Raw genomic sequence first — 26,170 nt, 5'->3', positions numbered from 1 at the left:
AGCTGGCCCCGCACAAGGTGATCCCGGGCAACCGCCCTAGCAACACCCTGGTAGTGGAGCGCATCAGCCCTCGCCGCTTGGGCGCGCTGGTGGCGATGTACGAGCACAAAGTGTTCGTGCAGAGCGTCATCTGGGGCATCAACGCCTTTGACCAGTGGGGCGTGGAGCTGGGCAAAGAGCTGGGCAAGGGTGTGTACCAACGCCTGGTTGGCACCCTGGAAGACAGCGCCGAAGACGGCTCCACCCAGGGGCTGATCGATTACTTCCGGGGTAGGCATCGCGGTTGATCCGTCAGCCAACTTGCTCGGCAGGGGGCTACGCAATAGCCCCCTTCGCTGCCTGGAACGGCTGGCTATGCGCTTTTCAAGCTCATACAAAAACTGGCTAGCGCTTGAACTATGCGGTCACATGCCTTGCCATCGCCATAGGGGTTCTGCGCCACGCTCATTTGACGGTAGGCGCGCTCATCCGTCAGCAACCTGGCCAGCTCCCCGACTATGACGTCAACCTGCGTGCCGACCAGTTTCACGGTCCCCGCCGCTACCGCCTCCGGCCGCTCTGTGGTATCGCGCATCACCAGCACGGGTTTGCCCAGCGCTGGTGCTTCCTCCTGAATACCGCCGGAGTCGGTGAGTATCACGTATGCACGGGTCATCAGATAAACGAACGGCAAGTAGTCCAGCGGCTCGATCAGGTGGATGTTGCTCACGTCCGCCAGCAACCGCGTTACCGGCTCACGTACGTTAGGGTTAAGGTGCACCGGGTACACCATGTCTACCTCAGGGAACTGCCGCGCGGTTTGCACCAGGGCCTGGCAAATGCGGTCAAAGCCATCACCAAAGTTCTCTCGCCGGTGGCCTGTAATCAATACCATCTGCCGATCAGCCGCAAGGTATTGGAACATGTGCTCGAATTGAGCCCTCAGTGTTGGCACCTCAAGTTTGCGCACCACTTGCAGCAAGGCATCGATCACTGTATTGCCGGTGATGAAAACACTGGCGTGGTCGATGCCTTCGCGCAGCAAATTATCGTGCGAGATGGCGGTAGGGGCGAAGTGCAGTGCGGCTAGCGCACCGGTCAGGCGCCGGTTGCCCTCCTCGGGCCAGGGCGAATACAGGTTATGGGTGCGCAGGCCGGCCTCAACGTGGGCGATCGGGATTTGTTGGTAGTACGCCGCCAGGCTGGTGGCAAAGGTGGTGGCCGTGTCGCCGTGCACCAGCACCATGTCGGGCTTGAATTCAGCCAGTATGGGTTTGATGCCATGCAAAATCGCGGTGGTTACGCCAGTCAGGTCCTGGCCGGGTTGCATGATGTTCAAGTCGTACTCGGGGCTGATCTCGAACAGTTTCAGCACCTGGTCGAGCATTTGCCGATGCTGGCCGGTAACGCACACGCGTGACTCGAAGCGGGGGTCGTTAGCAAGCTGAAGGGCCAAGGGGGCCATCTTGATGGCTTCTGGGCGGGTACCGAACACGATGAGGGTCTTGAGAGGCACAGCGGTGGTCCTCTTGCTTGGGTCCTTTAAGCAAACCGGTTTTCCGTGTTGAACAAATCTAGCAGCAGGCCGGCAGGGTGCCAGCCATGCCGAGGAGATTTGCGGGCCGGCGACAGGTTGCCTGAGAGGCGGGCCACGAGCGGCGGGTGCTGTAGGAGAATGGCCAGGTGCAGGTCGGCAGCCCGTATCTGACCAACGAGAATCTGGCTGTAAATTTAGCGAAACGCCTATAAAAAATGGGGCGAGGCTGGTGTGGGCGTGCTGACGGCTTTTTTGGGTAGATGACGTTGAGCCCATTGCAGACAGTTTCTGTAACCATTCGCCACTGTTGGGGGCTGTTTTGCTGCGGGGGCAGGCACTAGGGTTTGTTGCGCAGCCGAAGGAAAACGGCTGCTGGAAAATGACCAACCCAAGGAGTGTTCTTCAATGCGCAACAACGTTCTGTCGTACCTGCTGCTGCCGCTGTTCGCCAGCCTGTCTTTCTCCCTTAGCGCGGCGCCTGCCAGCGCCACGGCGGTGCCCGAGCCGGTACCGGTGGTGGCCCAAATGCCGACCCAGCAGGCGCCACGGCTTGACCTGAACAAGGCTGATGCGCTGACGTTGCAGAAGGAGTTGAACGGGATAGGGAAAGCCAAGGCCGAGGCCATCGTCGCCTACCGTGAGGCTAATGGGCCGTTCGCTTCGGTGGATGAATTGCTGGAGATCAAGGGGATCGGAAACGCGTTGCTGGAGCGTAACCGGGACAAAGTGATGGTGGAGTAAGGGGAGAGGGGGCTGGGGCTTGTCGCCCTGGCCCTCAATCAAGCGCCTGGTGCATCAGCGGTCTTGGTTGTCCTTTGCGTCCGCTTCGGCATTGCGCTCATGCACCTTGCGCAGTTGCTCGTCAGTGAGTGGCAGTTTTTTTGCCGTATCGCGCAGCATCATCAGCCCGCCGACGATGGAGCCGAGGGCTATGATGAGGATCAGCCAGGCATACCAGGGCATTGTCATACTCCTTAAGCGGGGGGGTGTGCAGTGCTTGTACGAAATTTGAGCATTAACCCGTTCCGTTGGTTCAATTATAGAAGCCAGCCGCCGCTGGGCCAATTCCGTGACCCATGGGCCCCAAAGCCTGCGTCACTTCGTTTACAATGCGCGCCGTTTTCGACTTGCCAAGAGACCCTGCCCATGTCCGCCTGCCAGACGCCCCTGATCGTCGCCCTGGATTACCCTACCCGTGAGGCCGCCCTGAAGCTGGCTGACCAGCTTGACCCCGCGCTGTGCCGGGTGAAGGTTGGCAAGGAGCTGTTCACCAGCAGCGCTTCGGGCATTGTCGAAACCCTGTGCGACAAGGGCTTCGAAGTGTTCCTGGACCTCAAGTTCCACGACATCCCCAACACTACGGCAATGGCTGTAAAAGCTGCTGCCGAGATGGGTGTGTGGATGGTGAACGTGCATTGCTCCGGTGGCCTGCGCATGATGGCCGCCTGCCGTGAAGAGCTGGACAAGCGCAACGGTCAGCAGCCGTTGCTGATTGGCGTGACCGTGCTGACCAGCATGGAGCGTGAAGACCTGGCCGGGATTGGCCTGGATGTCGACCCGCAAGAGCAGGTATTGCGCCTGGCGGCGCTGGCGCAAAAGGCGGGCATGGACGGTTTGGTGTGTTCGGCGCTGGAGGCCCCGGCGTTGAAGGCGGCGCACCCGTCGCTGCAGCTGGTAACCCCGGGCATTCGCCCGGCGGGCAGTGCACAGGACGACCAGCGTCGTATCCTCACCCCGCGCCAGGCACTGGATGCGGGTTCGGATTACCTGGTGATCGGCCGACCGATCAGCCAGGCCACAGACCCGGCCCAGGCGCTGGCTGCGGTGGTGGCGCAGATTCGTGGGTAAATAGCCCCCGGTAATGAAAAAGGCCAGCACGCGTGTGCTGGCTTTTTTTTCGGGCTGGGTGAGGTGTGATGGCTGGAAGGTCCGGCAGGGCATTTTCTTTGCCTGTGAGATCGAGCGCCGCCCGCGCGGCGCTCGATCTCACAGGCGCTAAACCCCTCAAGGCATGCGCTTTCAGCCCCAAACGCAACTCACAACGTCACACCTTCAGCACCAACTTGCCAAAATTCTCCCCACTGAACAGCTTCAGCAACGTCTCGGGGAACGTCTCCAGCCCCTCCACCACATCCTCCTTGCTCTTCACCTGCCCACTGGCCAGCCAGCCGGCCATCTCCAGCGCGGCCTTGCCGTAGTCCTTGGCATGGTCCATCACCACAAACCCTTCCATGCGTGCACGGTTCACCAGCAGCGACAGGTAGTTGGCCGGGCCTTTTACCGCTTCCTTGTTGTTGTACTGGCTGATCGCACCGCAAATCACGATGCGGGCCTTGAAGTTGATGCGCGTCAGCACGGCATCGAGGATGTCGCCGCCCACGTTGTCAAAGTAAACGTCCACACCTTTGGGGCATTCGCGCTTCAAGCCGGCCAGCACGTCTTCGGCCTTGTAGTCGATGACCCCATCAAAGCCCAGTTCATCTTTCAGGTACTGGCACTTCTCGGCCCCGCCGGCAATGCCGACCACGCGGCAGCCTTTGACCTTGGCAATTTGCCCGACAATGCTGCCCACCGCACCGGCAGCGCCGGAGATGACCACGGTTTCGCCGGCCTTGGGTTGGCCAACTTCCAGCAGGGCGAAGTAGGCGGTCATGCCGGTCATGCCCAGTGCCGACAGGTAGCGGGGCAGGGGCGCCAGGTTGGGGTCGATCTTGTGCAGGCCCTGGGGCTCGCCGGTGAAGTAGTCTTGCACGCCAAGGGCGCCACTGACGTGGTCGCCCGGCTTGAACGCCGGGTGGTTGGACGCAACCACTTCGCCCACGCCCAGCGCACGCATGACCTGACCCAGGGCCACGGGGGGGATGTAGGACTTGCCTTCGTTCATCCAGCCGCGCATGGCGGGGTCCAGCGACAGGTACAGGTTGCGCACGAGCACCTGGCCTTCGCCAGGTTGTTCGGCGGGTACGCTTTCGAAGGTGAAGTCGTCACGGCGCACTGCGCCGACCGGGCGTTTGGCAAGCAGGAAGCGGCGGTTGGTCTGGGTCATGGCGGGGTCCTTGTGGGCAATGGAAGATGATAGGTGTTCAATCTACCTTGTTGATGTAGGCAGGTCCCTAACATCACTGACAAGCATGGTAGCTCAACCGTTGGTGTGATGATGCTGCCCGGCCTGGCGGTGTCTGACTATGCTCTGAAACCCACCATCCCCTGAGGAGCACGCAATGAGCATGACCTTTTCCGGCCAGGTAGCGCTGGTCACCGGCGGCGCTGCCGGCATAGGCCGGGCGACGGCCCTGGCGTTCGCCCATGAGGGCCTGAAGGTGGTGGTGGCCGACCTCGACCCGCTGGGTGGCGAGGCGACGGTGGCGCAGATTCAGGCCGCAGGTGGCGAGGCCTTGTTCATCGCCTGTGACGTTACCCGCGACGCCGAGGTGCGCCAGTTGCACGAGCGCCTGATCGCTGCATTCGGCCGGCTGGACTATGCCTACAACAACGCCGGCATCGAGATTGAGCAACACCGCCTGGCCGAAGGCAGTGAGGCGGAGTTCGATGCCATCATGGGCGTTAACGTGAAGGGCGTGTGGCTGTGCATGAAGTACCAGCTGCCCTTGCTGCTGGCCCAAGGCGGTGGGGCGATCGTCAATACCGCGTCGGTGGCGGGGCTGGGTGCGGCGCCAAAGATGAGTATTTACAGCGCCTCCAAGCACGCAGTGATAGGCCTGACCAAGTCGGCGGCCATCGAATACGCCAAGAAGGGCATCCGTGTGAATGCCGTGTGCCCGGCGGTAATCGATACCGACATGTTCCGCCGCGCCTACGAGGCAGACCCACGCAAAGCCGAGTTCGCCGCCGCCATGCACCCGGTAGGTCGCATTGGCAAGGTCGAGGAAATTGCCAGCGCCGTGCTGTACCTGTGCAGCGACGGCGCAGCGTTTACCACCGGGCATTGCCTGACGGTGGATGGCGGGGCTACGGCGATCTGAGCCAGGTGCGCACCCATGTCGCCTCTGGGCAGTATTCGCGGGTCGAGGCCCCTAACCGGTATGCAGGGCGACCTCTGCCAAGCTGAAAACGACACGCTCATAGCTATTTGACACTATTCTGACGCCAGGCCCTTGTTCATCGGCGGGCAACGTTGCCACCCTTGGCCTTCGGGATCACCTCGCACGCAGAAGGGGAATCGGCGATGGGCGCGAGCAAGCACGGTGTGCTGGCCAACCTGGGCATGGCCCGCAAACTCGGCCTGGGCTTTGCCTTGGTGCTGGTGCTGACCCTGGCGGTGGCGGCCATCGGCATCGCCGCGCTGGCCAGCGTTGGCCAGCGCTTCGACAGTTTGCGCCAACTGGCACAGTTCAATACCGACCTGCTGCGCTTGCGTCAGCATGAGCAGGCATTTGCCCTGCGCTCCGATATTCAGCAGGCCGAGGCCTTGCGCAGTGGCCTGCAGGGCTTGGCCGAGCGCGCCCGTGGCCTGCCGGCGTTGGTGGCCGCAGAAACTGACCTGGCGGCCTACGGCCAGGCGTTCGAGGCTTTCGTAGCCGCGGTGCAGGCCAAGGAGCTGGCGCTGGACATGGCCAGCTGGTCGGTGTCCAGCGTTGCCAATAACCTTGATGTGCTGCAGGCCGGCCTGGCCGATGACGGCGTCTATACCCTCAAGCAGTCCCAGGGCCAGCAGGGGGGCGAGTTTCTTGAGCAGGCTGCGCAGGTGGCACAGGTATCGCGGCTGATGTTGCAGGCCATGGACGAAGCGCGCGTACGCCTGGAAAAAAGCCGCAAGGGCGAAGAGGGCGTGAGCCAGGCGCGCATTGCCCAGACAGTGGAGGCTGCCAGCCTGGTTGGTCAGTTGCAGGGCACGGTCAGTGATGCCGGCTACCAGAGCGTGCTGGGCGAAGTGGCGGGGCACATTGGCAGCTTCTCGGAAAAACTCAATGAATATACCGACCAGCTGGCCCGTGAGCAGGGGCTCAAAGCCCAGTTGCAGGCCAGTGCCGAGCAGGTCACCGGGAGGGTCGACCAGGCCTACCTGACCCAGCAGCAGGCCCTGCAGGCCGAGCTGCAACGCAATGCTGTGGCCATTGCCTTGGCCACTGCCTTGGCGCTGCTGGTGGGTGTACTGGCTGCCTGGCTGATCACTCGCGCGGTCGTCGGCCCGCTCAAGCATGTCATCGGCCGCGCCCAGCGCATTGCGGCTGGCGAGCTTGGCTTTGACGCCCAGCCACCGCGGCGCGACGAGGTGGGGCAGTTGATGCAGGCCATGCAGCAGATGGCGGCGGGCCTGTCGGGCATTGTCAGTGGGTTGCAGCAAGGTATCGAACAACTGGCTGGCAGCGCCCAGGCGTTGTCGGCCGTGACCGAGCAGACCAACCGTGAGGTGGGCAGCCAGAAGGAGGAAACCGAGCAGGTGGCCACCGCCATGCAGCAGATGACGGCCACTGTGCACGATGTGGCGCGCAATGCCGAGCAAGCGGCGCAGGCCGCCCAGGCGGCGGACGACAAGGTCGGCTCGGGGCAGCAGGTGGTGCGTCAGAGCATGCAGCGCATCGAGCAGTTGGCGTCGGCAGCGGAAACGGCCAGCGCCGGCATCGACAGCCTCAGTGCCGAAATCCACACCATCGGCGACGTGCTCGAAGTGATCAAAAGCGTGGCCGAGCAGACCAACCTGCTGGCGCTGAATGCCGCCATCGAGGCCGCCCGCGCTGGCGAGCAGGGGCGTGGTTTTGCCGTGGTGGCCGATGAGGTGCGTGCGTTGGCGCGGCGTACCCGGCAGTCTACCGAGCAGATCGAGGCACTGGTTGCCAGCCTGCGCGGCAATGCCCAGCAGTCGGTGGCGCAGATCCGTGGCAGCACCGAGCTGGTGCGGTTGGCGGTGGCCGATGCGCTGCACACCGAGAGCGCGTTGGGCAGCATTGCTGCTGCGGTTTCGTTGATCCAGCAGATGAACCAGCAGATTGCTGCGGCGGCCGAGCAGCAGAGCTCGGTGGCGGAAGAGATCAGCCGCAGTGTCACGCAGATTCGCGGCAGTGCGGATCAGGCGGCGCTGGCAATGCAGGACAATGCCCGGTCGAGTGTGGAACTGGCGCAGTTAGGCATTGATTTGAAGGGGATGGTGGGGCATTTCAGGTTGTGATTCAGCAGGCTTTGTGAATACGGTCTTTGTGGGAGCGGCCTTGTGTCGCGAAAGGGCCGCTCCCACATTTACCGCGTTGCAGTCAGGCCTTGCGCGGGTTGAGGATCATCAAGGCCAGCACCCCCGCCACAATCCCCCAGAACGCCGAGCCAATCGAGAACAACGTAAGTCCTGAAGCCGTGACCATGAAGGTAATCACTGCCGCCTCCCGCTCGCGCGCCTCGCTCATGGCCACGGTCAGCCCGTTCATGATCGAGCCGAACAGCGCCAGTGCGGCAATCGACAGCACCAGCTCTTTCGGCAACGCTGCAAACAACGCCGCCAAGGTCGCCCCGAACACCCCGGCGATGCCGTAGAAAATCCCGCACCATACCGCTGCGGTGTAGCGTTTGCCTGGGTCTTCATGGGCGTGTGGCCCGGTGCAGATCGCCGCGCTGATCGCCGCCAGGTTGACCCCGTGCGAACCGAATGGCGCCAGCAACAGTGAGGCAAAGCCGGTGGCTGAAATCAGCGGCGAGGCCGGTACCTGATAGCCGTCGGCACGCAGCACGGCGACGCCGGGCATGTTCTGCGAGGTCATGGCCACCACGAACAGCGGAATGCCAATGCTGATGGTCGCCGCCAGCGAGAAGCTTGGTGTGGTCCACACCGGCTTGGCCACCTCCAGGTGGAAGCCGCTGAAGTCCAGCAGGCCCAGGGCGCCGGACAATGCCGTGCCCACCAGCAACGCCGCCAGCACGCAGTAACGCGGCGACAGGCGCTTGACCAGCAGGTAGCTGAAGAACATGCCCAGCACCAGCAATGTGCGATGCTGCGCCGCAACAAAAATTTCGCTACCGATCTTGAACAGGATACCCGCCAGCAACGCCGAGGCCAGCGAAGCCGGAATCCGTTTGACCAGGCGCTCGAAGCTGCCGGTGAGGCCGCAGAGGAGTACCAGCACGGCACAGGTGATGTAGGCACCAATGGCCTCGCCATAGCTCACACCGCCCAGGCTGGTGATCAGCAAGGCGGCACCGGGGGTAGACCAGGCAATGGTGATCGGGGTGCGGTAGCGCAGCGACAGGCCGATGCTGCAGACCGCCATGCCGATCGACAGCGCCCAGATCCAAGAGGAGATCTGCGCGGTGGTCAGTCCGGCTGCCTGGCCGGCCTGGAACATCAATACCAGCGAACTGGTATAGCCGGTGAGCATGGCGATGAAGCCGGCGACCACCGCCGACGGGGAAGTGTCTGCCAGGGGCCGCAGGCGTGCGGAAGTGGCATCGGTCATGAACAAAGTCCTTGTAAAGGTGTAAGCAGTTTTTTCAGACTACAGCGAGCAAGATTGATCCTTGCCATACAGCGGCCATTGCTTTTAGCCGTACAGTCGCCAACTATTGGGCGCAATTGCAAAACTGCTTGGAGGGGGAGGGGCGATGTACAAGGTCTATGGCGACTACCAGTCGGGCAACTGCTACAAGGTCAAGCTGATGTTGAGCCTGCTGGGCCGGCCGTATGAATGGCACCCGGTGGACATCCTCAAGGGCGAGACCGAAACGCCTGAGTTTCTGGCGATGAACCCCAACGGCAAGGTGCCCGTGCTGGAGCTGGAAGACGGCAGCTACCTGTGGGAATCCAATGCCATTCTCAACTTCCTGGCCGATGGCAGCGAGTTCCTGCCCAGCGAACCGCGCCTGCGCACGCAGGTGTTGCAGTGGCAGTTCTTCGAGCAGTACAGCCATGAGCCGTACATTGCCGTGGCGCGCTTCATCCAGTTCTACCTGGGGCTGCCGGATGAACGGGTGGATGAGTACCGCAAGCTGCACAAGGGCGGCTACAAGGCACTGAGGGTGATGGAGCGACAGCTGCAGATGACGCCTTACCTGGTGGGTGAGCAGTACTCCATTGCCGATGTGGCGCTGTACGCCTACACCCATGTGGCGCAGCAGGGCGGGTTCGACCTGGCCGATTACCCGGCGGTACACGCCTGGCTGGAGCGGGTCAGCAGCCACCCGCGGCATGTGCCGATGGTGGGTTGATTGTCAGCCTGTGCTGGCCCTATCGCCGGCAAGCCAGCTCCCACAGGGACCCCACAATATTCAGCCCTGTGATTAACCTGTGGGAGCTGGCTTGCCGGCGATAGGGCCGATACGGGATGACTAGACGCTATCAGGCCGAGGCAAAACGCTCATCCAGGTAGGCAACGATGGCCTTGGACTCATACATCCAGGTCACCTTGCCGGCTTCTTCAATGCGCAGGCACGGCACCTTCACCCGGCCGCCACCTTCCTGCAGGGCCTGGCGGTGCACCGGGTCATTCTTTGCATCGCGCAGCGCCACCGGCACATTCAGCCGGTGCAGGGTGCGGCGGGTCTTTACGCAGAACGGGCAGGCATGGAACTGGTACAGCGCCAGGCCCTTGGCCGCTTGCTCGACGCGGGCCTGGGCAGCGGCGTCGCGCTTGCGCTTGGCTGGGCGGCTGATCCAGTCACCGAACACGATGAGCTGGCCGAGGCCAACCCGCAGGGCTTTGACGATCATGGGCAACTCCTGAAATGCAAAAGCCGACCCGGCTGGGTCGGCTTGGGGTCAGCAGCCAATCACTTGATCAGGCTGAGGAACTCGCTGCGGGTGGCGGCGTTGTCGCGGAACTCACCCAGCATCACCGAGGTGATCATGGTCGAGTTCTGCTTTTCGACACCGCGCATCATCATGCACATGTGCTTGGCCTCGACCACCACGGCCACACCGGCGGCACCGGTGACCTGCTGCACGGCTTCGGCGATCTGGCGGCTGAGGTTTTCCTGGATCTGCAGGCGGCGGGCATACATGTCGACGATGCGCGCTACTTTCGACAGGCCCAGTACCTTGCCCTTGGGCAGGTAGGCCACGTGTGCCTTGCCGATGAACGGCAGCATGTGGTGTTCGCACATCGAATACAGCTCGATGTCCCGGACCAGCACCATTTCGCTGTTGTCAGAGCTGAACAGCGCGTTGTTGGTGACTTCTTCCAGTGTTTGCTCATAACCGCGGCAAAGGTACTTCATCGCCTTTGCAGCCCGCTTGGGCGTGTCGAGCAGGCCCTCACGGGAGACGTCCTCGCCAATCTGGCTGAGGATCTCGGTGTAGTTCTGTTCCAGGGACATGGATCTACCTGTGGGAAAAAATCGCAAAAACGAAGGTTACGGCGGTGAGGGCGGCGCTGCAAGCGCGGCGTTACTCGTCGCGGCCTTCGAGCATGGTTCGCTTGAGCATGACATACACCGCGCCGGTGCCGCCGTGGCGGGCGCTGCACGAGGCAAAACCGAGCACTTGCGGGTGCTGGCGCAGCCAGGTGTTGACGTGGCTTTTGATCATCGGGCGCTTGCCGTCCAGACGTGCCGCCTTGCCGTGGGTAACCCTTACGCAGCGCACTTCCAGTCTGGTGGCTTCGGCGATGAAGTCCCACAGGGTTTCGCGGGCCTTTTCCACGGTCATGCCGTGCAGGTCGAGGCTGCCCTCGAACGGGATCTGGCCCAGCTTCAGCTTGCGCAACTGGCCTTCCTGAACGCCGTCGCGGCGCCACATAAGCTCGTCTTCGGCGCCAACGTCGATGACGAACAGGTCGGACATACCGTCGATTACCAAGGCCTTGTCACTGCGCACGGTCGCTGCCTGGCGCAGACCGGCCAGCTTCTGGCGGTCGGCCTTGGGCTTGCCGACTTCGGCGCGGTCGTGGCGGATTGGCTTCACGCCACGCACTTCGGCCTTGAACAGGGAAAAATCGTCGTCTTGCATGATGCCTCCACGTGGGCGGCGTAGTTTACGCGACTGTGGGGCCGTGTGCAGCCTGTGCGGGCCCTATCGCCGGCAAGCCAGCGCCCACAGGTACTGGAGAACACTCAGGCCTGTGGTAATCCTGTGAGAGCTGGCTTGCCGGCGATAGGGCCAGTGCAGGATTCAGTCGTGCTTTTTCATCAGGTGCGGCGACAGGTTCAATTCCCGCCCGCGACGCAAGCGAATACGGCTGCGCCGCCAGAAGCGCACCCCCAGCCACAGCAGCAACAAGCCAGCCACGGTAAGGATGCTGGACAGCGGCTTGTTGGTGTTGAGTTCTTGCAGGGCAGGGTAGTTGCCCAGCAAACCGGCGACGCCGGCCATGGCCAGCAGCACGCCCAGGGTCGCCAGCAGCGCCGACAGGCCGGCCGCCAGGCGGGCGCCCCAATTGCGCGGCTGGCGCGGGCGCAGGCGCTTGGCGTCGAAACTGCCTTTAAGCTTCATTCCGCTCTCCTCTGTGGATATCCGGAATTCGACCTGCCGCCGCCCATCGGGTTCCGCCCGGCTGCCGGGCGGTAGTGCCTAGCCGCTCAGATCAGGCTGGCGGTGGGGGCCACGCAAGCGAAGTTGTCAGCCATCACGGCCATTTCGCACTGGTGAATCTGCGCGGCCGGGATGACGCCATCCTTGAAGGCCAGGTCACGGGTTGCCGAGGCGTCTTCCACCAGGGTGCACCGGTAACCATAGTCCTTGGCGCGGCGCACGGTGGTGCTGACGCTGGAATGGCTCATGAAACCACAGACGATCAGGTCCAGGTGGCCCAGCGCCTGCAGCGTTTCGTGCAGTTGGGTGTTCTTGAATGCGTTGGGCATGCGTTTTTCGATGACGATTTCGCCTTCGAGCGGCTCCAGCCCCGGAATGAACTGGCCGGCAGGCCCCTGTGGGTCGAAGCGGCCACCGACAGTGCCCAGGTGGCGAACATGGATGATCGGACGGCCGCTTTTACGGGCGGCGTCGAGCAACCTGGCGATGTTGGCCACGGCCTCGTCCATGCCCGACAGCTGCAGGGGTCCACTGAGGTACTCCTTTTGTGCATCGATGATGATCAGGCTGGCGTGGCTCAGCTTGGCCGGCGGGTAGTCGCGGCCAGTGAGGCGGAACATCGTGGTTGGAACGGACATCAAGGGCTCCTTGGAAGGGCTTTTGTATACCTATTGTCCCCTGCCTTGACGCCAATGGGAATGGTTGACAACGCAAGCGGCGTGGTTACTGGCCTCTGGCTAGCCACTGGTCACGGCAAACGAACAAATGTGCGGGTGGGGCTGTTAGACTTTTGGCCGGTCTGAAATAGGAGTACCCCGTGATCACATCCCGTCTGCGCACGCTGCGCGACTACATCCGCTGGGCGGTCAGCCGCTTCCACGAGCACGACCTGTTCTTCGGCCACGGTGCCGACAACGCTTGGGACGAGGCCCGCATGCTGGTGCTGGGTGCTGTGCACCTGCCATGGGAGGTGGCCGACAGCTACCTGGACTGCATGCTCGAGGACGACGAGCGGGTACGCCTGCAGCATTTGCTCAAACGCCGGATCGAAGAGCGGGTGCCGGCTGCCTACCTGTTGGGCGAAGCGTGGTTCTGCGGCATGGCGTTCATCGTTGACGAGCGCGTGCTGGTGCCGCGCTCGCCCATTGGCGAGCTGATCGAAAAACGCTTCGAACCGTGGCTGGCGAGCGAGCCGGCACGCATTCTTGACCTGTGCACGGGGTCGGGCTGTATTGGTATCGTCGCCGCCGACGTGTTCCCCGAGGCAGAGGTGGTGCTGGCCGACCTGTCGTTCGAGGCCCTTGAAGTGGCCAACCAGAATATCGAGCGCCATGGCCTGGACGGCCGCGTGTATACCGTGCAGGGCGATGGTTTTGGCGGCTTGCCGGGGCAGCGTTTCGACCTGATCCTGTCCAACCCGCCGTACGTCGATGCCGAAGACTTCGACGACATGCCGGCCGAGTATCACCACGAGCCCGAACTGGGCCTGGCCTGCGGCAACGACGGCCTGGACCTGGTACGGCGCATGCTGGCCGAAGCGGCAGACCACCTGACCGACAAGGGCCTGCTGATTGTTGAAGTGGGCAACAGCCAGGTGCATGTCGAGGCGTTGTACCCAGAAGTGGACTTTGCCTGGCTGGAGTTCGAGCGTGGCGGGCATGGGGTGTTCATGCTCACCGCCGAGCAGTGCCGCCAGCATCAGGAGTTGTTCAAAGCCCGCGTTTAGGCTATTTGGGGCTGCTTTGCAGCCCATCGCGACACAAGGCCGCTCCCACAGATTGATCGCGATACCTTGTGGGAGCGGCCTTGTGTCGCGATGGGCCGCAAAGCGGCCCTAATATCCACCCGCTGGCGCGGTGTCAGCGGGTTGCTATCCAGATCAACAACCCCGCCTGAAACACCGCAAACGCCACCAGGCAGGTGATGGTGAAGCGCAGCCCGCTGTCCTCGCGGTGGTACTTGGCCACCCGTTCATCGCGCTCGCGCAGTTGCCCCTCCATCTCTTGCAACTGCTGGTCCGCCTGCTGCAGCAGGTTGGCGGCGTCCAGAATCTCCACTCGCTGCAGGCGCTCGTTGCTCCAGGCGGCCTTCAGCTGGCCTACGGTCATGTCCACGGTCCGGCCCTTCAGGTGCTGGCCGTCCTCGTACTCCACTTCGATCCCCACCCCGCGCAAGCATTGGTCACGGCGCAGGCGTGAGTCCTCGCTCAGGGCATCCTTGCTCGGCAGCGCCATGCCTGGCACCCGGTAGTGCGGCCACTTGCGCTGCAGCCATTGCGCGGCCTGGGCGAGCATGAAGCGGCCAATGCCACGGTTTACCGGTTCCAGTTGCAGGCCGTGTTCACTGCCAATGCGCACAAGGCGCTCGGTATGGTCGACGCGGATGTCCAGGCGGTTCTGCTCTTTGTGCACCTTTTGCCCAGGCAGCTGGATTTCCATGCGTAGCAAGCTGTGGGCCTTGTCGTGGCGCTCGGCATAGCCGAACTGCACAAAGCGTAGCGGCCGTGCGCCGGTGCTGCGGTCGGTGGGCAGCGCGGCCAGGCGCAGCAGCTGGAAGTGTTCTGTGCCCAGTTCTGCCCAAGGCAGGGCAGGGTTTTCCTGGGATTCTTCGGCCGGCTCTGCGGCGGCGGGGGCGGTAGTCATCAGGCTTGTCCTCGGCTATGCCTGCTGTATCGGCAGGCTTGCCGCGGACCTGAGCTCGTTTACCTCATGCCGAAGGCAAATGCTGGATGAACGTCACAATGCGCTCACCCAGCTCGCGCGCCAGCGGCAGCTCGGGGTTGAGGTAGCTGTCGCGCTGCTGGCTCATGTCCCTGGGGCTGATGCGCAGCATGTGGTTCATGCCGTCGATCAGCACAAGCTGCGCATCCGGCTTGGCCGCCTTGAGCCGTTCGGCGTCGGCCACGTCCACCTGCACGTCGTTGCGCCCCTGCACGATCAATGCGGGCATGGGCAGGCGGGCAAAGGCTGCCGCCGGGTTCTGCTGGAACAGCGAGATCAGGTAGGGCTGAACGCTGGGGCGGAACACCTGGCGCAGCGGCGCGGGTACTTCCAGGCTGGTTTGCCCGGCCTGCAGGCGGTCGAGCAGGGCGCTGCCACTGGCCAGTTGCGCCGGTGGCAGCCGCTTGGCCAGTTGCTCGCGCAGCACGTCGGCCAGCGGCCGGCCACTGCCGGCCAGGGTGATCACCGCGCTGGCGCCGGCCTGTTCTGCAGCCAGGCTTGCAATCAGCGCACCTTCGCTATGCCCAACCAGGATCAGCGGGCCGAAGCGCGGGTCAGCCTTGAGCTTGTGGCTCCAGGCGACCACATCGGCCACGTAGCGCTCCACGCTGAGGTTGCGCTCATCAGGCGTGGCCGGCTGGCTGGCAGCCACTCCACGCTTGTCGTAGCGCACGCTTGCAATGTGCTCGTTGGCCAGTAGCAAAGCCAGGCGTTTGAGGTTGTCGACCCGGCCCGACGCCGGGTTGTTGCCGTCGCGGTCGGTGGGGCCGGAGCCGGCGATAATCAGTACCACCGGCGGCGGGGAGGCCTGTTGCGGCAGCAGCAGGCTGCCGTGCAGCACGCCTTGGCCGGTGTCCAGGTCGATCGGGCGTTGCAGCACGGTGGGGGCAGCGGCCTGGGCCAGACCGGTGCACAGCAGTAAGAGCAAGGCAACGAGGCGCGACATCATGCGGCACTACATGGGGAGATGCAGCTTTGACCCAATGTTTGCGGGAAGGTTCTCGGGTAGTGTGTTGCAGGATCGGCCCCATCGCTGGCTTGCCGGCGATAGGGCCAGTACAGACAACCAATCCATCTGTATACTGCCGCTTTCGTCCATTTCAGGCAGAACTCGCGGAGCGCCCATGTCCGGCAATACCTACGGCAAGCTGTTCACTGTCACCACCGCTGGCGAAAGCCATGGCCCGGCGTTGGTCGCCATTGTCGATGGATGCCCACCGGGCCTTGAAATTTCCCTGGCCGACCTGCAGCACGACCTCGACCGGCGCAAGCCTGGCACCAGCCGGCACACCACCCAGCGCCAGGAAGCCGATGAGGTGGAAATCCTCTCCGGCGTGTTCGAAGGCCGCACCACTGGCTGCTCGATCGGCTTGCTGATCCGCAACACCGACCAGAAGTCCAAGGACTACTCGGCCATCAAGGACCTGTTCCGCCCGGCCCACGCCGACTACACCTACCACCACAAATACGGCATCCGCGACTACCGCGGCGGTGGCCGCAGCTCGGCCCGCGAAACCGCCATGCGCGTGGCCGCTGGTGCCATTGCCAAGAAGTACCTGGCCACCCAGGGCATCACCGTACGTGGCTACATGAGCCAGCTGGGTCCGATTGAAATCCCGTTCAAGACCTGGGAATCGGTGGAGCAGAACGCCTTCTTCAGCCCCGACCCGGACAAGGTGCCGGAGCTGGAGGCCTACATGGACCAACTGCGCCGTGACCAGGACTCTGTAGGTGCCAAGATCACCGTGGTCGCCGAGGGTGTGATGCCTGGCCTGGGCGAGCCGATCTTCGACCGCCTCGATGCCGAGCTGGCCCATGCGCTGATGAGCATCAACGCGGTCAAAGGCGTGGAAATCGGCGCCGGCTTCGCCAGCGTGGCCCAGCGCGGTACCGAGCACCGCGACGAGCTGACCCCGCAAGGCTTCCTCAGCAATAACGCAGGCGGCATCCTGGGCGGCATTTCCTCGGGCCAGCCGATCGTTGCCCACCTGGCGCTGAAGCCGACTTCCAGCATCACCACGCCGGGTCGCTCGATCGACATCGACGGCAACCCGGTGGACGTCATCACCAAAGGCCGCCACGACCCGTGCGTGGGCATCCGCGCCACGCCGATCGCCGAGGCGATGATGGCCATCGCGCTGATGGACCACCTGCTGCGCCACCGCGCGCAGAATGCCGATGTGAAGGTAACCACCCCGGTGCTGGGCCAGCTCTGACCGTGTTGCTTGCGCCGGCCCGCTCTTTGCAGCAGCCTCGTGCTGCGAAAGGGCCGGTGCAGCTAGCACACATCTCTATGGCGACATCGGCCCTTTCGCAGCACAAGGCTGCGCCTACAGGGTGGTGCCGGTTCAGACGGTAAATCCATGCAACCCATCCCCTACTGGCGCCTGTCCAGCTTCTACCTGTTCTACTTCGCCCTGCTAGGCTCCACCGCCCCCTTCCTGGCCCTGTACTTCGACCACCTGGGCTTCTCCCCGGCGCGTATCGGCGAGCTGGTGGCCATTCCCATGCTGATGCGCTGCATCGCCCCCAACCTGTGGGGCTGGCTGGGCGACCGTACCGGCCAGCGCTTGTTGATCGTGCGCCTGGGCGCGTTGTCCACCCTGGCCACCTTCGCCCTGATCTTCTTCGGCAAAAGCTACGCGTGGCTGGCGCTGGTGATGGCCCTGCACGCGTTCTTCTGGCACGCGGTGCTGCCGCAGTTCGAGGTCATCACCCTGGCCCACCTGCACGGGCAAACGTCGCGCTACAGCCAGGTGCGCCTGTGGGGCTCTATCGGCTTCATCCTCACGGTGGTTGGCCTGGGCCGCCTGTTCGAATGGCTGAGCCTGGACATCTACCCGGTGGCCCTGGTCACGATCATGGCCGGTATTGTCGCTGCCAGCCTGTGGGTGCCAAACGCCCAGCCGGTGGAGCAGGGCGAGCGCAAAGGCGCCGGCGGCTTCCTGCAGCAGTTGCGGGCCCCGGGGGTGGTCGCGTTCTACGCCTGCGTGGCGCTGATGCAGCTCAGCCATGGGCCGTACTACACCTTCCTTACCCTGCACCTGGAGCACCTGGGTTACAGCCGCAGTGCCATCGGCCTGCTGTGGGCGCTGGGGGTGGTGGCCGAAGTGCTGATGTTCATGGTGATGAGCCGGCTATTTGCGCGCTTCAGTGTGCAACGCGTTTTGCTGGTCAGCTTTTTGCTGGCGGCTTTGCGCTGGTTGCTGCTGGGCAACCTGGCCGAGGCACCGGCCGTGCTGATCTTCGCCCAGCTGCTGCACGCGGCCACCTTCGGTTGCTTTCACGCTGCCAGCATCGCGTTCGTCCAGGCCAGTTTCGGCGCCCGCCAGCAGGGCCAGGGCCAGGCGTTGTACGCGGCGCTGTCGGGCACCGGCGGTGCACTGGGGGCATTATATTCGGGCTACAGCTGGAAACTGCTGGGCCCCACCTTCACCTTTGGTATGGCCAGTGCCGCAGCCTTGGCTGCAGCCGTTATCATTGCCCTTTGTTCGCAACCGACCAGGACCCGCCCCTAATGAGCATTCTCAGCGTTTTTCACCCCGCCAGCCCGGAACTGCCGAACAAGGTGCTGACCCACCACGACGATATCGCCGCGACCCTTGCCGAGCAGGGCGTGCATTTTTCCCATTGCGAGCCTGGCCTGCGGGTGCGGCCTGGCACGGCCGACGGTGAGGCACTGGAGCTCAGCCGTGAGTATCTGGACCAGTTGATGACTGCACACGGCAGCAAAGCCTACGTGTTGTTGAACCGTGACGGTGAAGACGCGCTGCAAGTCGATGTGCGCGATGAGCATGTGCATGATGCCGACGAGGTGTTTGCCGTGGTCAGCGGGCGGGCGCAGGTTGGCCTGCGGCTGGGCGACTGGGTGTATTCGGTGCTGTGCGAGAAGGGTGACCAGCTGGTAGTGCCGGCGGGAACACGGCGCTGGGTAGAACTGGGCGCGACGCCTTTTTGCCTGGCGTTGCGTTTGTATGGCAGCGAGCAGGGCGCGCAAGCGCGATTCACCGGGGATGTGACTGCGCGGGCGTTCATGGGGATTGACGAGCTTTAATTGCTGGGTAGGCCCTATCGCCGGCAAGCCAGCTCCCACAGGTTATGCGCAGGCCTTGAGGCCGACGTGGTCAATGTGGGGGCTGGCTTGCCGGCGATGGGGCCACTAGCAACACCACCAAGCTCAGCGATAGGTCGGCAGGGCAAACCGTTGCTGGCTCTGCAGCATGGTAATCACTGGCAACTCGCTGGCCTGTTCAGCCAGGTCACGGCGGATGGCGCTGATCGCCCAGGACAGTTGCTCTGCGTTGTGCAGCTGCGCATAGGTCAGCACCCGGCGGGTGACTTTGTTGTCAGCGGCACGCAGGGTCAACAGTACGCCGCCATCAGGGCGTGCCTGGGTGGTCACCTGATAGGCCGAAAATACCGAGACGAACTTTTGCTGGATGAGGTCCATATCAACTCCTGGCTAGTGTGGCAGACATGAGTTGATGATTGCAGCGACCGTGCCAGAACTTGATTTCAGAAAAAAACCAGTAAAAACAGTCACTTAATAGGTATTTGAAGAAGCGGTGCCGTGCAGGTTGCATGGTCGTGCATTTTGCACAGTGCATTTTGCACGGGTCCGGCTTTAGCTATTGGCCCTATAGAATCTGAACCTTTGACCACAATGGCGTGCCTGACAAACACTTGGGCAATCATTTATGCCAGGAGGTTCCCGATGTCCAGCCACACCGCGCCAGCCACAATGACCGACGACGAAACTGCTGCGTTCGCCGAGCAAGTGTTCGAACGTGCCCGCCAGGGCGATGCTGAAATGCTTGGTCGCCTGCTTGCCAGCGGCCTGCCGGCCAACCTGCGTAACCACAAAGGCGATACCCTGCTGATGCTGGCCAGCTACCACGGCCACCACGACGCGGTGCGCGTGCTCCTGGCGCAGGGCGCCGACCCGCTGATTGCCAACGACAACGGCCAGTTGCCGATTGCCGGTGCCGCGTTCAAGGGGGATTTGGCGATGATCCGCCTGCTGCTGGAGCACGGCGTGCCAGTCGATGCCGCAGCGCAGGACGGCCGCACCGCATTAATGCTGGCGGCCATGTTCAACCGCAGCGAAATCCTCGAGTACCTGTTGGCCCAAGGCGCCGACCCGACTCGCCAGGATGCCCGCGGCGCCACCGCGCTGATGGCCGCGCAAACCATGGGCGCGGTGGACACAGCCGCACGCTTGCAAACGCTGGCCGGCTAACCGCCCGGGGGCATTTGCGGCTATCCTTGGCGACTTTTCACCCGTCGCAGGCCCCCTTTCATGAAAACTCAGTTGCTCGAATTCATCAGCCTCATTGGCGCCGGCTGCATGCGTGAGGCCGACATCGAGCGCATCGCCGACGAGGCCGCCCAGGCCTACGCCGACCCGGCCGCTTTCCTGGCCGCCAACCCCGACATCAACTACGACGACAGCTTCCCCATCCCGCTGGGCGAATGGGTGGTGCTGGGCAGCTTGCCGGACACCGTAGTGTTCCAGGCTGACAGCTATCAGGACCTGTTCCAGCAGATCAGCGACTCGTTCGACAGCAGCGTGCCGTTCACCCTCAAGCCCAAGCAACTGGCCCGCACCGAGCCACTGACCGCGCTCAACCGCATTCAGGTGCAGATGGGCGCACTGAACAAAGAAGCCGGTGGTTATGTGTTGCTGAACTTCAGCCAGTTGCTGGATGACGAGCTGCAGGTGGTGATGGTGGGGCAGAACGACCTGGCGCGGGTGCTGGAACTGGGTGCAGCGCTGGGCATCAAGGTCGAGCCGGCCCTGGAAGCCCTGAAAGTCGCCGTGCACATCTGATTTCGTCGTTTGCCTCTTCGCGGGCAAGCCCGCGAAGAGGCCGGCACAGGCAACCGCAAAACCTCAGCCCAGCGCGGTATCCAGAAACATCATCACGCCGAAGCCACCCATCAACCCAAGGGTCGCCGCCGTCTGGTGCCCATTGCGGTGGGTTTCGGGGATGACCTCGTGGCTCACCACAAAGATCATCGCCCCCGCCGCCAGCCCCATGCTGATCGGGTAGGCGAGGGCAAAGCCGGTCGAAATCCCCAGCCCGATCACCGCCCCCAGCGGCTCCATCAGCCCAGACCCTATCGCCACCAGCGCGGCTTTCATGTTCGAAAGCCCGGTAGCGCGCAGGGCCAGCGCCACGGCCAGCCCCTCAGGGATGTCCTGGATGGCGATGGCGCTGGTCAGCGGCAGGCCGATGTTCATGTCGCCATTGGCGAAGCTCACGCCAATCGCCATGCCTTCAGGCAGGTTGTGCAACGTGATCGCCAGCACGAACAGCCATACCCGGCTGATACGCTCGGCCTCGGGGCCGCATGGGCCGGTGCTTTCGTGCTCGTGCGGGGTGAACCGGTCCAGGCCCAGCATCAGCAATACGCCCAGCGCCATGCCCAGCACTACGGTAAAGGCCGCAGCCGGGCCGTTGCCGGTGATCTCGCGGGCGGCGTCCAGGCCCGGCAGAATCAGTGAAAACGAACTGGCCGCCAGCATCATGCCGGCGGCAAAGCCAAGCATCACGTCCTGGGTGCGGGCGCTGACATCGCGCAGCACTACCGCCAGCACTGCACCCAACGCGGTGGCGCCAAAGCCGGACAACCCGCCTAGCACGGCCAGGTGCAGGTTATCGGCATGGTCGCCGTTCACCGCGTTCCAGAAGCTGGCCACCAGCAGTGCGATCACTGCCAGCAGGCTCAGCCCCAGGCCGGCGCTGAGCCAAGGGGTGTGGGCCACCTGCTGACGCCAGGCGTGCAGCAGTGAAAGTGGGGCGGCGCTTTGGCTGTGTGCGGGGGGCATGCGAACCTCGAATCAGTTATTGCAGTCAGTCTACTCAGGGACCTGTGCCAACGGCCAAGGATTCCCTTCTATTGGTGCGATAGCTGGCTATGCTGTGCAGCAAAGCCTCTGGACAGGAGTTTAGGCATGGGGTCTACCTTCAACAGCCTCGTCGGGCTGATCATTCTGGCGCTGGATATCTGGGCCATCCTCAATGTCATCAAGAGTGGCAGCGAGGTGGGTGTCAAAGTGTTGTGGATCTTGCTGATCGCACTGTTGCCGGTGGTAGGGCTGGTGATCTGGGCAATTGCCGGGCCGCGGGGGAACGTGCGCATCTGAACGCCTGTGCCGGCCTTTTCGCAGGCTCGCCCGCTCCCACAGGTACTGCGCCGCTCTCAAGAGTTGTGGGGCTCCTGTGGGAGCGGGCAAGCCCGCGAAGAGGCCGGCACAGACAAAAGCCGCAACATCCCAGTGACAAAATTTTCACATTGGTTTAAACAGAATCCGCACCCGCACAATGCTGCGTTGGTCTAGCGCCATCGCCTCTTCGCAAACCGCAATCCTAGGACCTCCCCATTCATGGCTAACACGGACGCCTTGAAGCAACAGGGCGCGCGAACGTCGTTTTCGCCGACCCTGAAATCCCACCTGGCCTACACGCTGCTCAGCGGGCTGGTGATCATGCTGATGCTCAGCCTGGTGCGCCTGGCGCTGCTGGTCTACAACAGCGACATGATCGGTGATACCCCGTATTCCACCGTTGCCGAAGGCTTCCTCAACGGCTTGCGCTTCGACCTGCGCGTGGTGGTGTACCTCAGCATCCCGCTGCTGCTGGCCATCCTAAGCCCTTGGGCCATGGCCCGGCGTGGGGTGTTCCGCTTCTGGCTGACCCTTGCCTCGAGCGTGGTAATGTTCCTCGGCCTGATGGAGATGGACTTCTACCGCGAGTTCCACCAGCGCCTTAACGGCCTGGTGTTCCAGTACATCAAGGAAGACCCGAAAACCGTCATGAGCATGCTCTGGTACGGTTTCCCGGTGGTGCGCTACCTGCTGGCCTGGGCCTTCGGTACCTGGCTGCTGAGCCTGCTGTTCAAGGGCATCGACCGCGCGACCCGTGGCGAAGGCCTGCACCGGGTTGCCCCATGGTACAACCGCCTGGCGGTGTTCATGGTGATTCTGCTGGTGGCCGTGGTCGCTGCCCGTGGCACCCTGCGCCAAGGCCCGCCAATGCGCTGGGGTGATGCGTTTACCACTGACTCCAACTTCGTCAACCAGTTAGGCCTGAACGGCACCCTGACCCTGATCGACGCTGCCAAGAGCCGCTTCGGCGAAGACCGCGCCAACATCTGGAAGCCGGTACTGGAGCAGAACGTGGCCACGCAAAGCGTGCGCGAGCAACTGCTGACGGCACACGACACCCTGGTCGATGCCGACGAGGCTGCCATCCGCCGCGACTTCGTGCCGCCGGCCGAGCGCACCCTGCCGATCAAGAACGTGGTGGTGATCCTGATGGAAAGCTTCGCCGGCCACTCGGTAGGCGCACTGGGCAGCCCCAACAACATTACCCCGTACTTCGACAAGCTGGCCAAAGAAGGCCTGCTGTTCGACCGCTTCTTCTCCAACGGCACCCATACCCATCAAGGTATGTTCGCCACCATGGCCTGCTTCCCCAACCTGCCAGGCTTCGAATACCTGATGCAGACCCCGGAAGGCGGGCACAAGCTGTCGGGCCTGCCGGCACTGCTGAGCGCCCGTGATTACGACGACGTGTACGTCTACAACGGCGATTTTGCCTGGGACAACCAGTCCGGGTTCTTCGGCAACCAGGGCATGACCACCTTCATTGGCCGTAACGACTTCGTCAACCCGGTGTTCTCCGACCCGACCTGGGGCGTGTCCGACCAGGACATGTTCGACCGCGGCAACGAGGAGCTGGCCAAGCACGACGGCAAGAAACCGATCTACGCGCTGCTGCAGACGCTTTCCAACCACACCCCATACGCGCTGCCCAAAGACCTGCCGGTCGAGAAGGTCACCGGGCAAGGCCGCCTGGACGAGCACCTCACTGCCATGCGCTATTCGGACTGGGCGCTGGGCCAGTTCTTCGAGAAGGCGCGTAAAGAGCCATACTTCAAGGAAACCCTGTTCGTCATCGTCGGCGACCATGGCTTTGGCAACCACCAGCAAGTCACCGAACTGGACCTGGGCCGTTTCAACGTGCCGCTGCTGCTGATTGCCCCGGGCATTCAGGAGAAGTTTGGTGCGGTGAACCACACCGTGGGCACCCAGGTCGACATCGTGCCGACCATCATGGGCCGCCTGGGTGGCAAGGCCCGCCACCAGTGCTGGGGGCGTGATCTGCTCAACCTGCCTGAGGGTGACCAGGGCGTGGGCATGATCAAGCCGTCGGGCAGCGAGCAGATCGTCGGCCTGGTGCAAGGCGACCGCATCCTGATCGAGTCCAAGGACATGACCCCGCGCATGTACCGCTATCAGTTGGGCAGCGAGTTCAAGGCCGAACTGATTGAAAGCCCGGACCAGCCAGAAATGCTGAAAAAGCTGGAAGCGTATATCCAGACGGCGACCAAGAGCCTGCTGGATAACACCGCCGGTGTCGTGCACGGCACGCCGAAGTAAGGCTGCAAAAGGGGCCGCTTTGCGGCCCATTCGCGGGGCAAGCCCGCTCCCACAGGGAAATCATCGCAAACCCGCAGTTGATATCTCTGTGGGAGCGGGCTTGCCCCGCGAAGAGGCCTTTACAGACTGAACATTCTCCCGGCCCCAAGGTCAGTTGATCAGGCATCACACCGTGGTGTATCTGGATTGGGAGGACTTGTTCAATGAAAGAGTGGGAAGTCATCTTTGCCGATCAAAAAGGCGAACCGTCCACCCTGATGCTGCGGACCGAGCACCGTCCCAGCGAGGAGGAAGCCGCGCGGGCCATCCGTTCGCAGCTGTTCCCGGTGATGGACGAGCTGGACCTCAACGACTTCCAGGACCGCACCATTTCCCCGACCGCCCGCTGGCTCAAGGAGCATAGCGGGGTGACCATCACCAGTATTCACGAAGCGCCCTGACCCACACGTTTGCGTGGTGCCTGTTCAAGCGCTACGATGATGAAAGGTGCCTGCCATTCTGCGGGTAGGCGCCGTTTCAATTCGCGTCTTGCATCAGCTCGAACTGCTCGGCCATTGATTGCCGGCAGGTGCGTAGTGCACGGAAAGTCTATCCATTGCGTTATTCAGGAGGACGATTCATGAGCAGCCAGAACGACGATATCAGCAGCAACGTCCTGCGCCAGATGAAGGCAGGCGGTTTCGACTTCACCCAGATCCACCCCATCGAGTTCTATGCCGTATTCCCCGATGAAGCAGGTGCCCGCCGCGCCGCCGGGCAGTTTCGTGGCGAATCGCTCAATGCCCAGGTGAAAGAGCTGGGCGACGGTGCCTGGCACCTGGAACTGAGCAAGGTCATGTATGCGACCTATGGCGGGATTGGCGACTTTGAAGAGGCGTTCGAGCAGTTGGTGACACCTTATGGGGGGGAGGTGGAAGGGTGGGGAGTCAAGCACGAACGGCAGACTGCCTGAAGGTTTTCCGTTGCCTTCTTCGCGGGTGAAGCCGCGAAGAAGCCCTCAAGGCTTGCGCCCAGCCATATGCCCCAGATAAGCCAGCAACGCATCCAGGTCTTGTTCACTCAGCACGTTTTCAGCAAACCCCGGCATCTTTGCCTGCGGCCACTGCCTTAGGCTTTGCGGGTTGCGAATCAATTGGCGCAGATAACCCGGCTGGAAATACTCGGTCGGGTTGTGCGGCATGTTCAAATCCGGCCCCATTTGCGCATCCCCCGCACCGTTAAGGCGGTGGCACGCCATGCAGTTCTGCTGAAACAAGGCAAAGCCCTGGCGCACCGGGCTATCGGCTGGCAACTTCGGATCGGGCAGCAAGGCCGGGAAGCGCGTCTCGACAGCGTCCAGTTTACGAAGGGTGGAAATCTGGAACGGCCACTGCTCCGGGCGAATGCCGCTCGCTTGCGGCTGAGTCCACACCAGGTAGAACGGCCCCGCGCTGGGTTTGCCCTTGCCCAATGCCGGCCACGGTTTGTCGGGGTCCTCTATGGCCAACCAGGCCCGTGCCGGCCCTTGCTGCAGCAGCGGTGCGGCGGGCATTTCGGCGGCAAAGCCATCCCGTGCCACTGCCTGCAGGTGATCAGCGGGGCTTACGCCTTCCAGCAGCGTGGCCAATGGCACCGCCCGATAGTGCATGGGGCGTTTGTATGACACATCCTGATCGACGCTGATATCCCGGGCCTGCGGGTGGCCGAGCAGTTCGGCGCTGCTCCACTGGCGCGCGCTGGCGCCCAGCTCAAGGTGCAGTTGCGCCGCCGACAGCGGCAGGCTCAGGAACAACGCAAACAGTGCAAGGCAGTGGCGCATGGGTAATCTCCGACCATCAAGGCCGGCAGGTTACCTGTGCACTGCCCGTTGGCGCCACCGAAAGGGTCAGCCGAATAAACGTGTCAGGTTCGGCAATATCAACAGCAATGTCGTGGCAAAGAGAATGAGCCCAGCTTGGCGAATTTTTGATTGTCTGAACATGGCGGACCGCCTTCTTGTTGTTATTCCTGAATACCCGTTGGCTTCCTTGTCGCGCTTCGGGTCGATCACAGTGGCGACGCTTGGCGCCTGAACTGCATGCCTCTTGAAAGTGGATATA

General features: G+C 63.0%; 29 protein-coding genes and 2 pseudogenes. 17 read left to right on the top strand and 14 right to left on the bottom strand.

What is annotated here, in order from left to right:
• Nucleotides 1-287: pseudogene (locus LU684_RS28215) on the top strand (glucose-6-phosphate isomerase); the annotation flags it as partial.
• Between the two features lie 65 nt (nucleotides 288-352).
• On the opposite strand, the gene wecB reads toward LU684_RS28215, so the two are convergent.
• On the bottom strand, nucleotides 353-1,495 hold the full coding sequence (gene wecB / locus LU684_RS28210) for a non-hydrolyzing UDP-N-acetylglucosamine 2-epimerase (protein WP_016485400.1): 1,143 nt from the start codon (nucleotides 1,493-1,495) through the stop codon (nucleotides 353-355).
• A 426-nt stretch (nucleotides 1,496-1,921) separates the two neighbouring features.
• On the opposite strand from wecB, the gene LU684_RS28205 reads away from it, so the two are divergent.
• Nucleotides 1,922-2,257: a ComEA family DNA-binding protein gene (locus LU684_RS28205; RefSeq protein ID WP_016485401.1), complete on the top strand. Its 336-nt coding sequence runs from the start codon at nucleotides 1,922-1,924 to the stop codon at nucleotides 2,255-2,257.
• A gap of 54 nt (nucleotides 2,258-2,311) precedes the next feature.
• Here the strand turns inward: LU684_RS28205 and LU684_RS28200 are convergent, their stop codons facing one another.
• On the bottom strand, nucleotides 2,312-2,479 hold the full coding sequence (locus LU684_RS28200; protein ID WP_016485402.1) for a DUF2897 family protein: 168 nt from the start codon (nucleotides 2,477-2,479) through the stop codon (nucleotides 2,312-2,314).
• A 183-nt stretch (nucleotides 2,480-2,662) separates the two neighbouring features.
• Here LU684_RS28200 and pyrF point away from each other — a divergent pair, with 183 nt between their 5' ends.
• A complete protein-coding gene (gene pyrF / locus LU684_RS28195; RefSeq protein WP_232895272.1) occupies nucleotides 2,663-3,364 on the top strand; it encodes an orotidine-5'-phosphate decarboxylase in 702 nt (233 codons plus the stop codon).
• Between the two features lie 196 nt (nucleotides 3,365-3,560).
• Here the strand turns inward: pyrF and LU684_RS28190 are convergent, their stop codons facing one another.
• The gene (locus LU684_RS28190) at nucleotides 3,561-4,562 is read right to left on the bottom strand and encodes an NADP-dependent oxidoreductase (protein WP_023047774.1); all 1,002 of its coding nucleotides are present in this window, start codon (nucleotides 4,560-4,562) and stop codon (nucleotides 3,561-3,563) included.
• Nucleotides 4,563-4,737: 175 nt separating this feature from the next.
• Between LU684_RS28190 and LU684_RS28185 the strand changes: the two genes are divergently transcribed.
• The 3 genes and pseudogenes from LU684_RS28185 to LU684_RS30875 all read left to right on the top strand — a co-directional run bounded on the left by LU684_RS28185 (nucleotide 4,738) and on the right by LU684_RS30875 (nucleotide 7,643).
• Complete coding sequence (locus LU684_RS28185; protein WP_096425734.1) at nucleotides 4,738-5,499, top strand: SDR family oxidoreductase; 762 nt, start codon at nucleotides 4,738-4,740, stop codon at nucleotides 5,497-5,499.
• A gap of 203 nt (nucleotides 5,500-5,702) precedes the next feature.
• A pseudogene (locus LU684_RS30880) lies at nucleotides 5,703-6,734 on the top strand (methyl-accepting chemotaxis protein); the annotation flags it as partial.
• Nucleotides 6,735-6,761: 27 nt separating this feature from the next.
• The gene (locus LU684_RS30875; protein ID WP_371262313.1) at nucleotides 6,762-7,643 is read left to right on the top strand and encodes a methyl-accepting chemotaxis protein; all 882 of its coding nucleotides are present in this window, start codon (nucleotides 6,762-6,764) and stop codon (nucleotides 7,641-7,643) included.
• Between the two features lie 82 nt (nucleotides 7,644-7,725).
• Here LU684_RS30875 and LU684_RS28175 read toward each other — a convergent pair whose 3' ends face one another.
• Nucleotides 7,726-8,916 (bottom strand): benzoate/H(+) symporter BenE family transporter, encoded by a 1,191-nt coding sequence (locus LU684_RS28175; RefSeq protein WP_016485407.1) that lies wholly within the window; start codon nucleotides 8,914-8,916, stop codon nucleotides 7,726-7,728.
• Between the two features lie 145 nt (nucleotides 8,917-9,061).
• On the opposite strand from LU684_RS28175, the gene LU684_RS28170 reads away from it, so the two are divergent.
• Nucleotides 9,062-9,664 carry a glutathione S-transferase family protein gene (locus LU684_RS28170; RefSeq protein ID WP_232895271.1) on the top strand — a complete coding sequence of 201 codons (603 nt, stop codon included), beginning with the start codon at nucleotides 9,062-9,064 and terminating at the stop codon, nucleotides 9,662-9,664.
• Nucleotides 9,665-9,794: 130 nt separating this feature from the next.
• On the opposite strand, the gene LU684_RS28165 is transcribed toward LU684_RS28170, so the two are convergent.
• The 5 genes from LU684_RS28165 to LU684_RS28145 form a co-directional block, all read right to left on the bottom strand.
• Nucleotides 9,795-10,166 carry a glutaredoxin gene (locus LU684_RS28165; protein ID WP_016485409.1) on the bottom strand — a complete coding sequence of 124 codons (372 nt, stop codon included), beginning with the start codon at nucleotides 10,164-10,166 and terminating at the stop codon, nucleotides 9,795-9,797.
• 59 nt (nucleotides 10,167-10,225) lie between these two features.
• Nucleotides 10,226-10,771 carry a GTP cyclohydrolase I FolE gene (folE, locus tag LU684_RS28160; RefSeq protein WP_003252789.1) on the bottom strand — a complete coding sequence of 182 codons (546 nt, stop codon included), beginning with the start codon at nucleotides 10,769-10,771 and terminating at the stop codon, nucleotides 10,226-10,228.
• Between the two features lie 70 nt (nucleotides 10,772-10,841).
• Entirely contained in the window at nucleotides 10,842-11,402 is a 561-nt protein-coding gene (locus tag LU684_RS28155) for a Smr/MutS family protein (RefSeq protein WP_060518466.1), read from the bottom strand.
• 162 nt (nucleotides 11,403-11,564) lie between these two features.
• Nucleotides 11,565-11,885 carry a hypothetical protein gene (locus LU684_RS28150; RefSeq protein WP_016485411.1) on the bottom strand — a complete coding sequence of 107 codons (321 nt, stop codon included), beginning with the start codon at nucleotides 11,883-11,885 and terminating at the stop codon, nucleotides 11,565-11,567.
• Between the two features lie 86 nt (nucleotides 11,886-11,971).
• Nucleotides 11,972-12,562 (bottom strand): cysteine hydrolase family protein, encoded by a 591-nt coding sequence (locus tag LU684_RS28145; RefSeq protein ID WP_012271080.1) that lies wholly within the window; start codon nucleotides 12,560-12,562, stop codon nucleotides 11,972-11,974.
• A gap of 179 nt (nucleotides 12,563-12,741) precedes the next feature.
• Between LU684_RS28145 and prmB the strand changes: the two genes are divergently transcribed.
• A complete protein-coding gene (gene prmB / locus LU684_RS28140) occupies nucleotides 12,742-13,650 on the top strand; it encodes a 50S ribosomal protein L3 N(5)-glutamine methyltransferase (RefSeq protein ID WP_016485412.1) in 909 nt (302 codons plus the stop codon).
• Nucleotides 13,651-13,783: 133 nt separating this feature from the next.
• On the opposite strand, the gene LU684_RS28135 is transcribed toward prmB, so the two are convergent.
• Entirely contained in the window at nucleotides 13,784-14,566 is a 783-nt protein-coding gene (locus LU684_RS28135; protein WP_023048646.1) for a hypothetical protein, read from the bottom strand.
• A gap of 64 nt (nucleotides 14,567-14,630) precedes the next feature.
• Complete coding sequence (locus LU684_RS28130; protein WP_016485414.1) at nucleotides 14,631-15,593, bottom strand: alpha/beta hydrolase; 963 nt, start codon at nucleotides 15,591-15,593, stop codon at nucleotides 14,631-14,633.
• 175 nt (nucleotides 15,594-15,768) lie between these two features.
• Here LU684_RS28130 and aroC point away from each other — a divergent pair, with 175 nt between their 5' ends.
• The 3 genes from aroC (at nucleotide 15,769) to LU684_RS28115 (ending at nucleotide 18,698) form a co-directional block, all read left to right on the top strand.
• Complete coding sequence (gene aroC / locus LU684_RS28125) at nucleotides 15,769-16,860, top strand: chorismate synthase (RefSeq protein ID WP_016485415.1); 1,092 nt, start codon at nucleotides 15,769-15,771, stop codon at nucleotides 16,858-16,860.
• A 147-nt stretch (nucleotides 16,861-17,007) separates the two neighbouring features.
• Nucleotides 17,008-18,162, top strand: coding sequence for an MFS transporter (locus tag LU684_RS28120; RefSeq protein ID WP_016485416.1), 1,155 nt, complete (start codon nucleotides 17,008-17,010; stop codon nucleotides 18,160-18,162).
• Nucleotides 18,162-18,698 carry an oxidase gene (locus LU684_RS28115; RefSeq protein ID WP_016485417.1) on the top strand — a complete coding sequence of 179 codons (537 nt, stop codon included), beginning with the start codon at nucleotides 18,162-18,164 and terminating at the stop codon, nucleotides 18,696-18,698. The genes LU684_RS28120 and LU684_RS28115 overlap by 1 nt, the downstream gene beginning before the upstream one ends.
• A gap of 123 nt (nucleotides 18,699-18,821) precedes the next feature.
• Here LU684_RS28115 and LU684_RS28110 read toward each other — a convergent pair whose 3' ends face one another.
• Nucleotides 18,822-19,094, bottom strand: coding sequence for a DUF3509 domain-containing protein (locus LU684_RS28110; RefSeq protein ID WP_016485418.1), 273 nt, complete (start codon nucleotides 19,092-19,094; stop codon nucleotides 18,822-18,824).
• 264 nt (nucleotides 19,095-19,358) lie between these two features.
• Between LU684_RS28110 and LU684_RS28105 the strand changes: the two genes are divergently transcribed.
• Nucleotides 19,359-19,883: an ankyrin repeat domain-containing protein gene (locus LU684_RS28105; protein ID WP_016485419.1), complete on the top strand. Its 525-nt coding sequence runs from the start codon at nucleotides 19,359-19,361 to the stop codon at nucleotides 19,881-19,883.
• Between the two features lie 60 nt (nucleotides 19,884-19,943).
• Complete coding sequence (locus LU684_RS28100) at nucleotides 19,944-20,474, top strand: hypothetical protein (RefSeq protein ID WP_016485420.1); 531 nt, start codon at nucleotides 19,944-19,946, stop codon at nucleotides 20,472-20,474.
• A 63-nt stretch (nucleotides 20,475-20,537) separates the two neighbouring features.
• On the opposite strand, the gene LU684_RS28095 is transcribed toward LU684_RS28100, so the two are convergent.
• The gene (locus LU684_RS28095; RefSeq protein ID WP_016485421.1) at nucleotides 20,538-21,476 is read right to left on the bottom strand and encodes a ZIP family metal transporter; all 939 of its coding nucleotides are present in this window, start codon (nucleotides 21,474-21,476) and stop codon (nucleotides 20,538-20,540) included.
• A 126-nt stretch (nucleotides 21,477-21,602) separates the two neighbouring features.
• On the opposite strand from LU684_RS28095, the gene LU684_RS28090 reads away from it, so the two are divergent.
• The 4 genes from LU684_RS28090 to LU684_RS28075 all read left to right on the top strand — a co-directional run bounded on the left by LU684_RS28090 (nucleotide 21,603) and on the right by LU684_RS28075 (nucleotide 25,044).
• Nucleotides 21,603-21,794: a PLDc N-terminal domain-containing protein gene (locus LU684_RS28090; RefSeq protein WP_016485422.1), complete on the top strand. Its 192-nt coding sequence runs from the start codon at nucleotides 21,603-21,605 to the stop codon at nucleotides 21,792-21,794.
• Between the two features lie 240 nt (nucleotides 21,795-22,034).
• Nucleotides 22,035-24,092 (top strand): LTA synthase family protein, encoded by a 2,058-nt coding sequence (locus LU684_RS28085; RefSeq protein WP_016485423.1) that lies wholly within the window; start codon nucleotides 22,035-22,037, stop codon nucleotides 24,090-24,092.
• Nucleotides 24,093-24,295: 203 nt separating this feature from the next.
• On the top strand, nucleotides 24,296-24,532 hold the full coding sequence (locus LU684_RS28080) for a hypothetical protein (protein WP_016485424.1): 237 nt from the start codon (nucleotides 24,296-24,298) through the stop codon (nucleotides 24,530-24,532).
• A 179-nt stretch (nucleotides 24,533-24,711) separates the two neighbouring features.
• Entirely contained in the window at nucleotides 24,712-25,044 is a 333-nt protein-coding gene (locus LU684_RS28075) for a ribonuclease E inhibitor RraB (protein ID WP_016485425.1), read from the top strand.
• 45 nt (nucleotides 25,045-25,089) lie between these two features.
• Here LU684_RS28075 and LU684_RS28070 read toward each other — a convergent pair whose 3' ends face one another.
• Complete coding sequence (locus LU684_RS28070; RefSeq protein WP_102689859.1) at nucleotides 25,090-25,890, bottom strand: cytochrome c; 801 nt, start codon at nucleotides 25,888-25,890, stop codon at nucleotides 25,090-25,092.
• Between the last annotated feature and the right edge of the window lie 280 nt (nucleotides 25,891-26,170).

This window comes from Pseudomonas sp. NMI542_15, assembly GCF_021283425.1.
GTDB lineage: Bacteria > Pseudomonadota > Gammaproteobacteria > Pseudomonadales > Pseudomonadaceae > Aquipseudomonas > Aquipseudomonas fortuita.
This window is presented reverse-complemented; position numbering and strand designations above follow the sequence as displayed.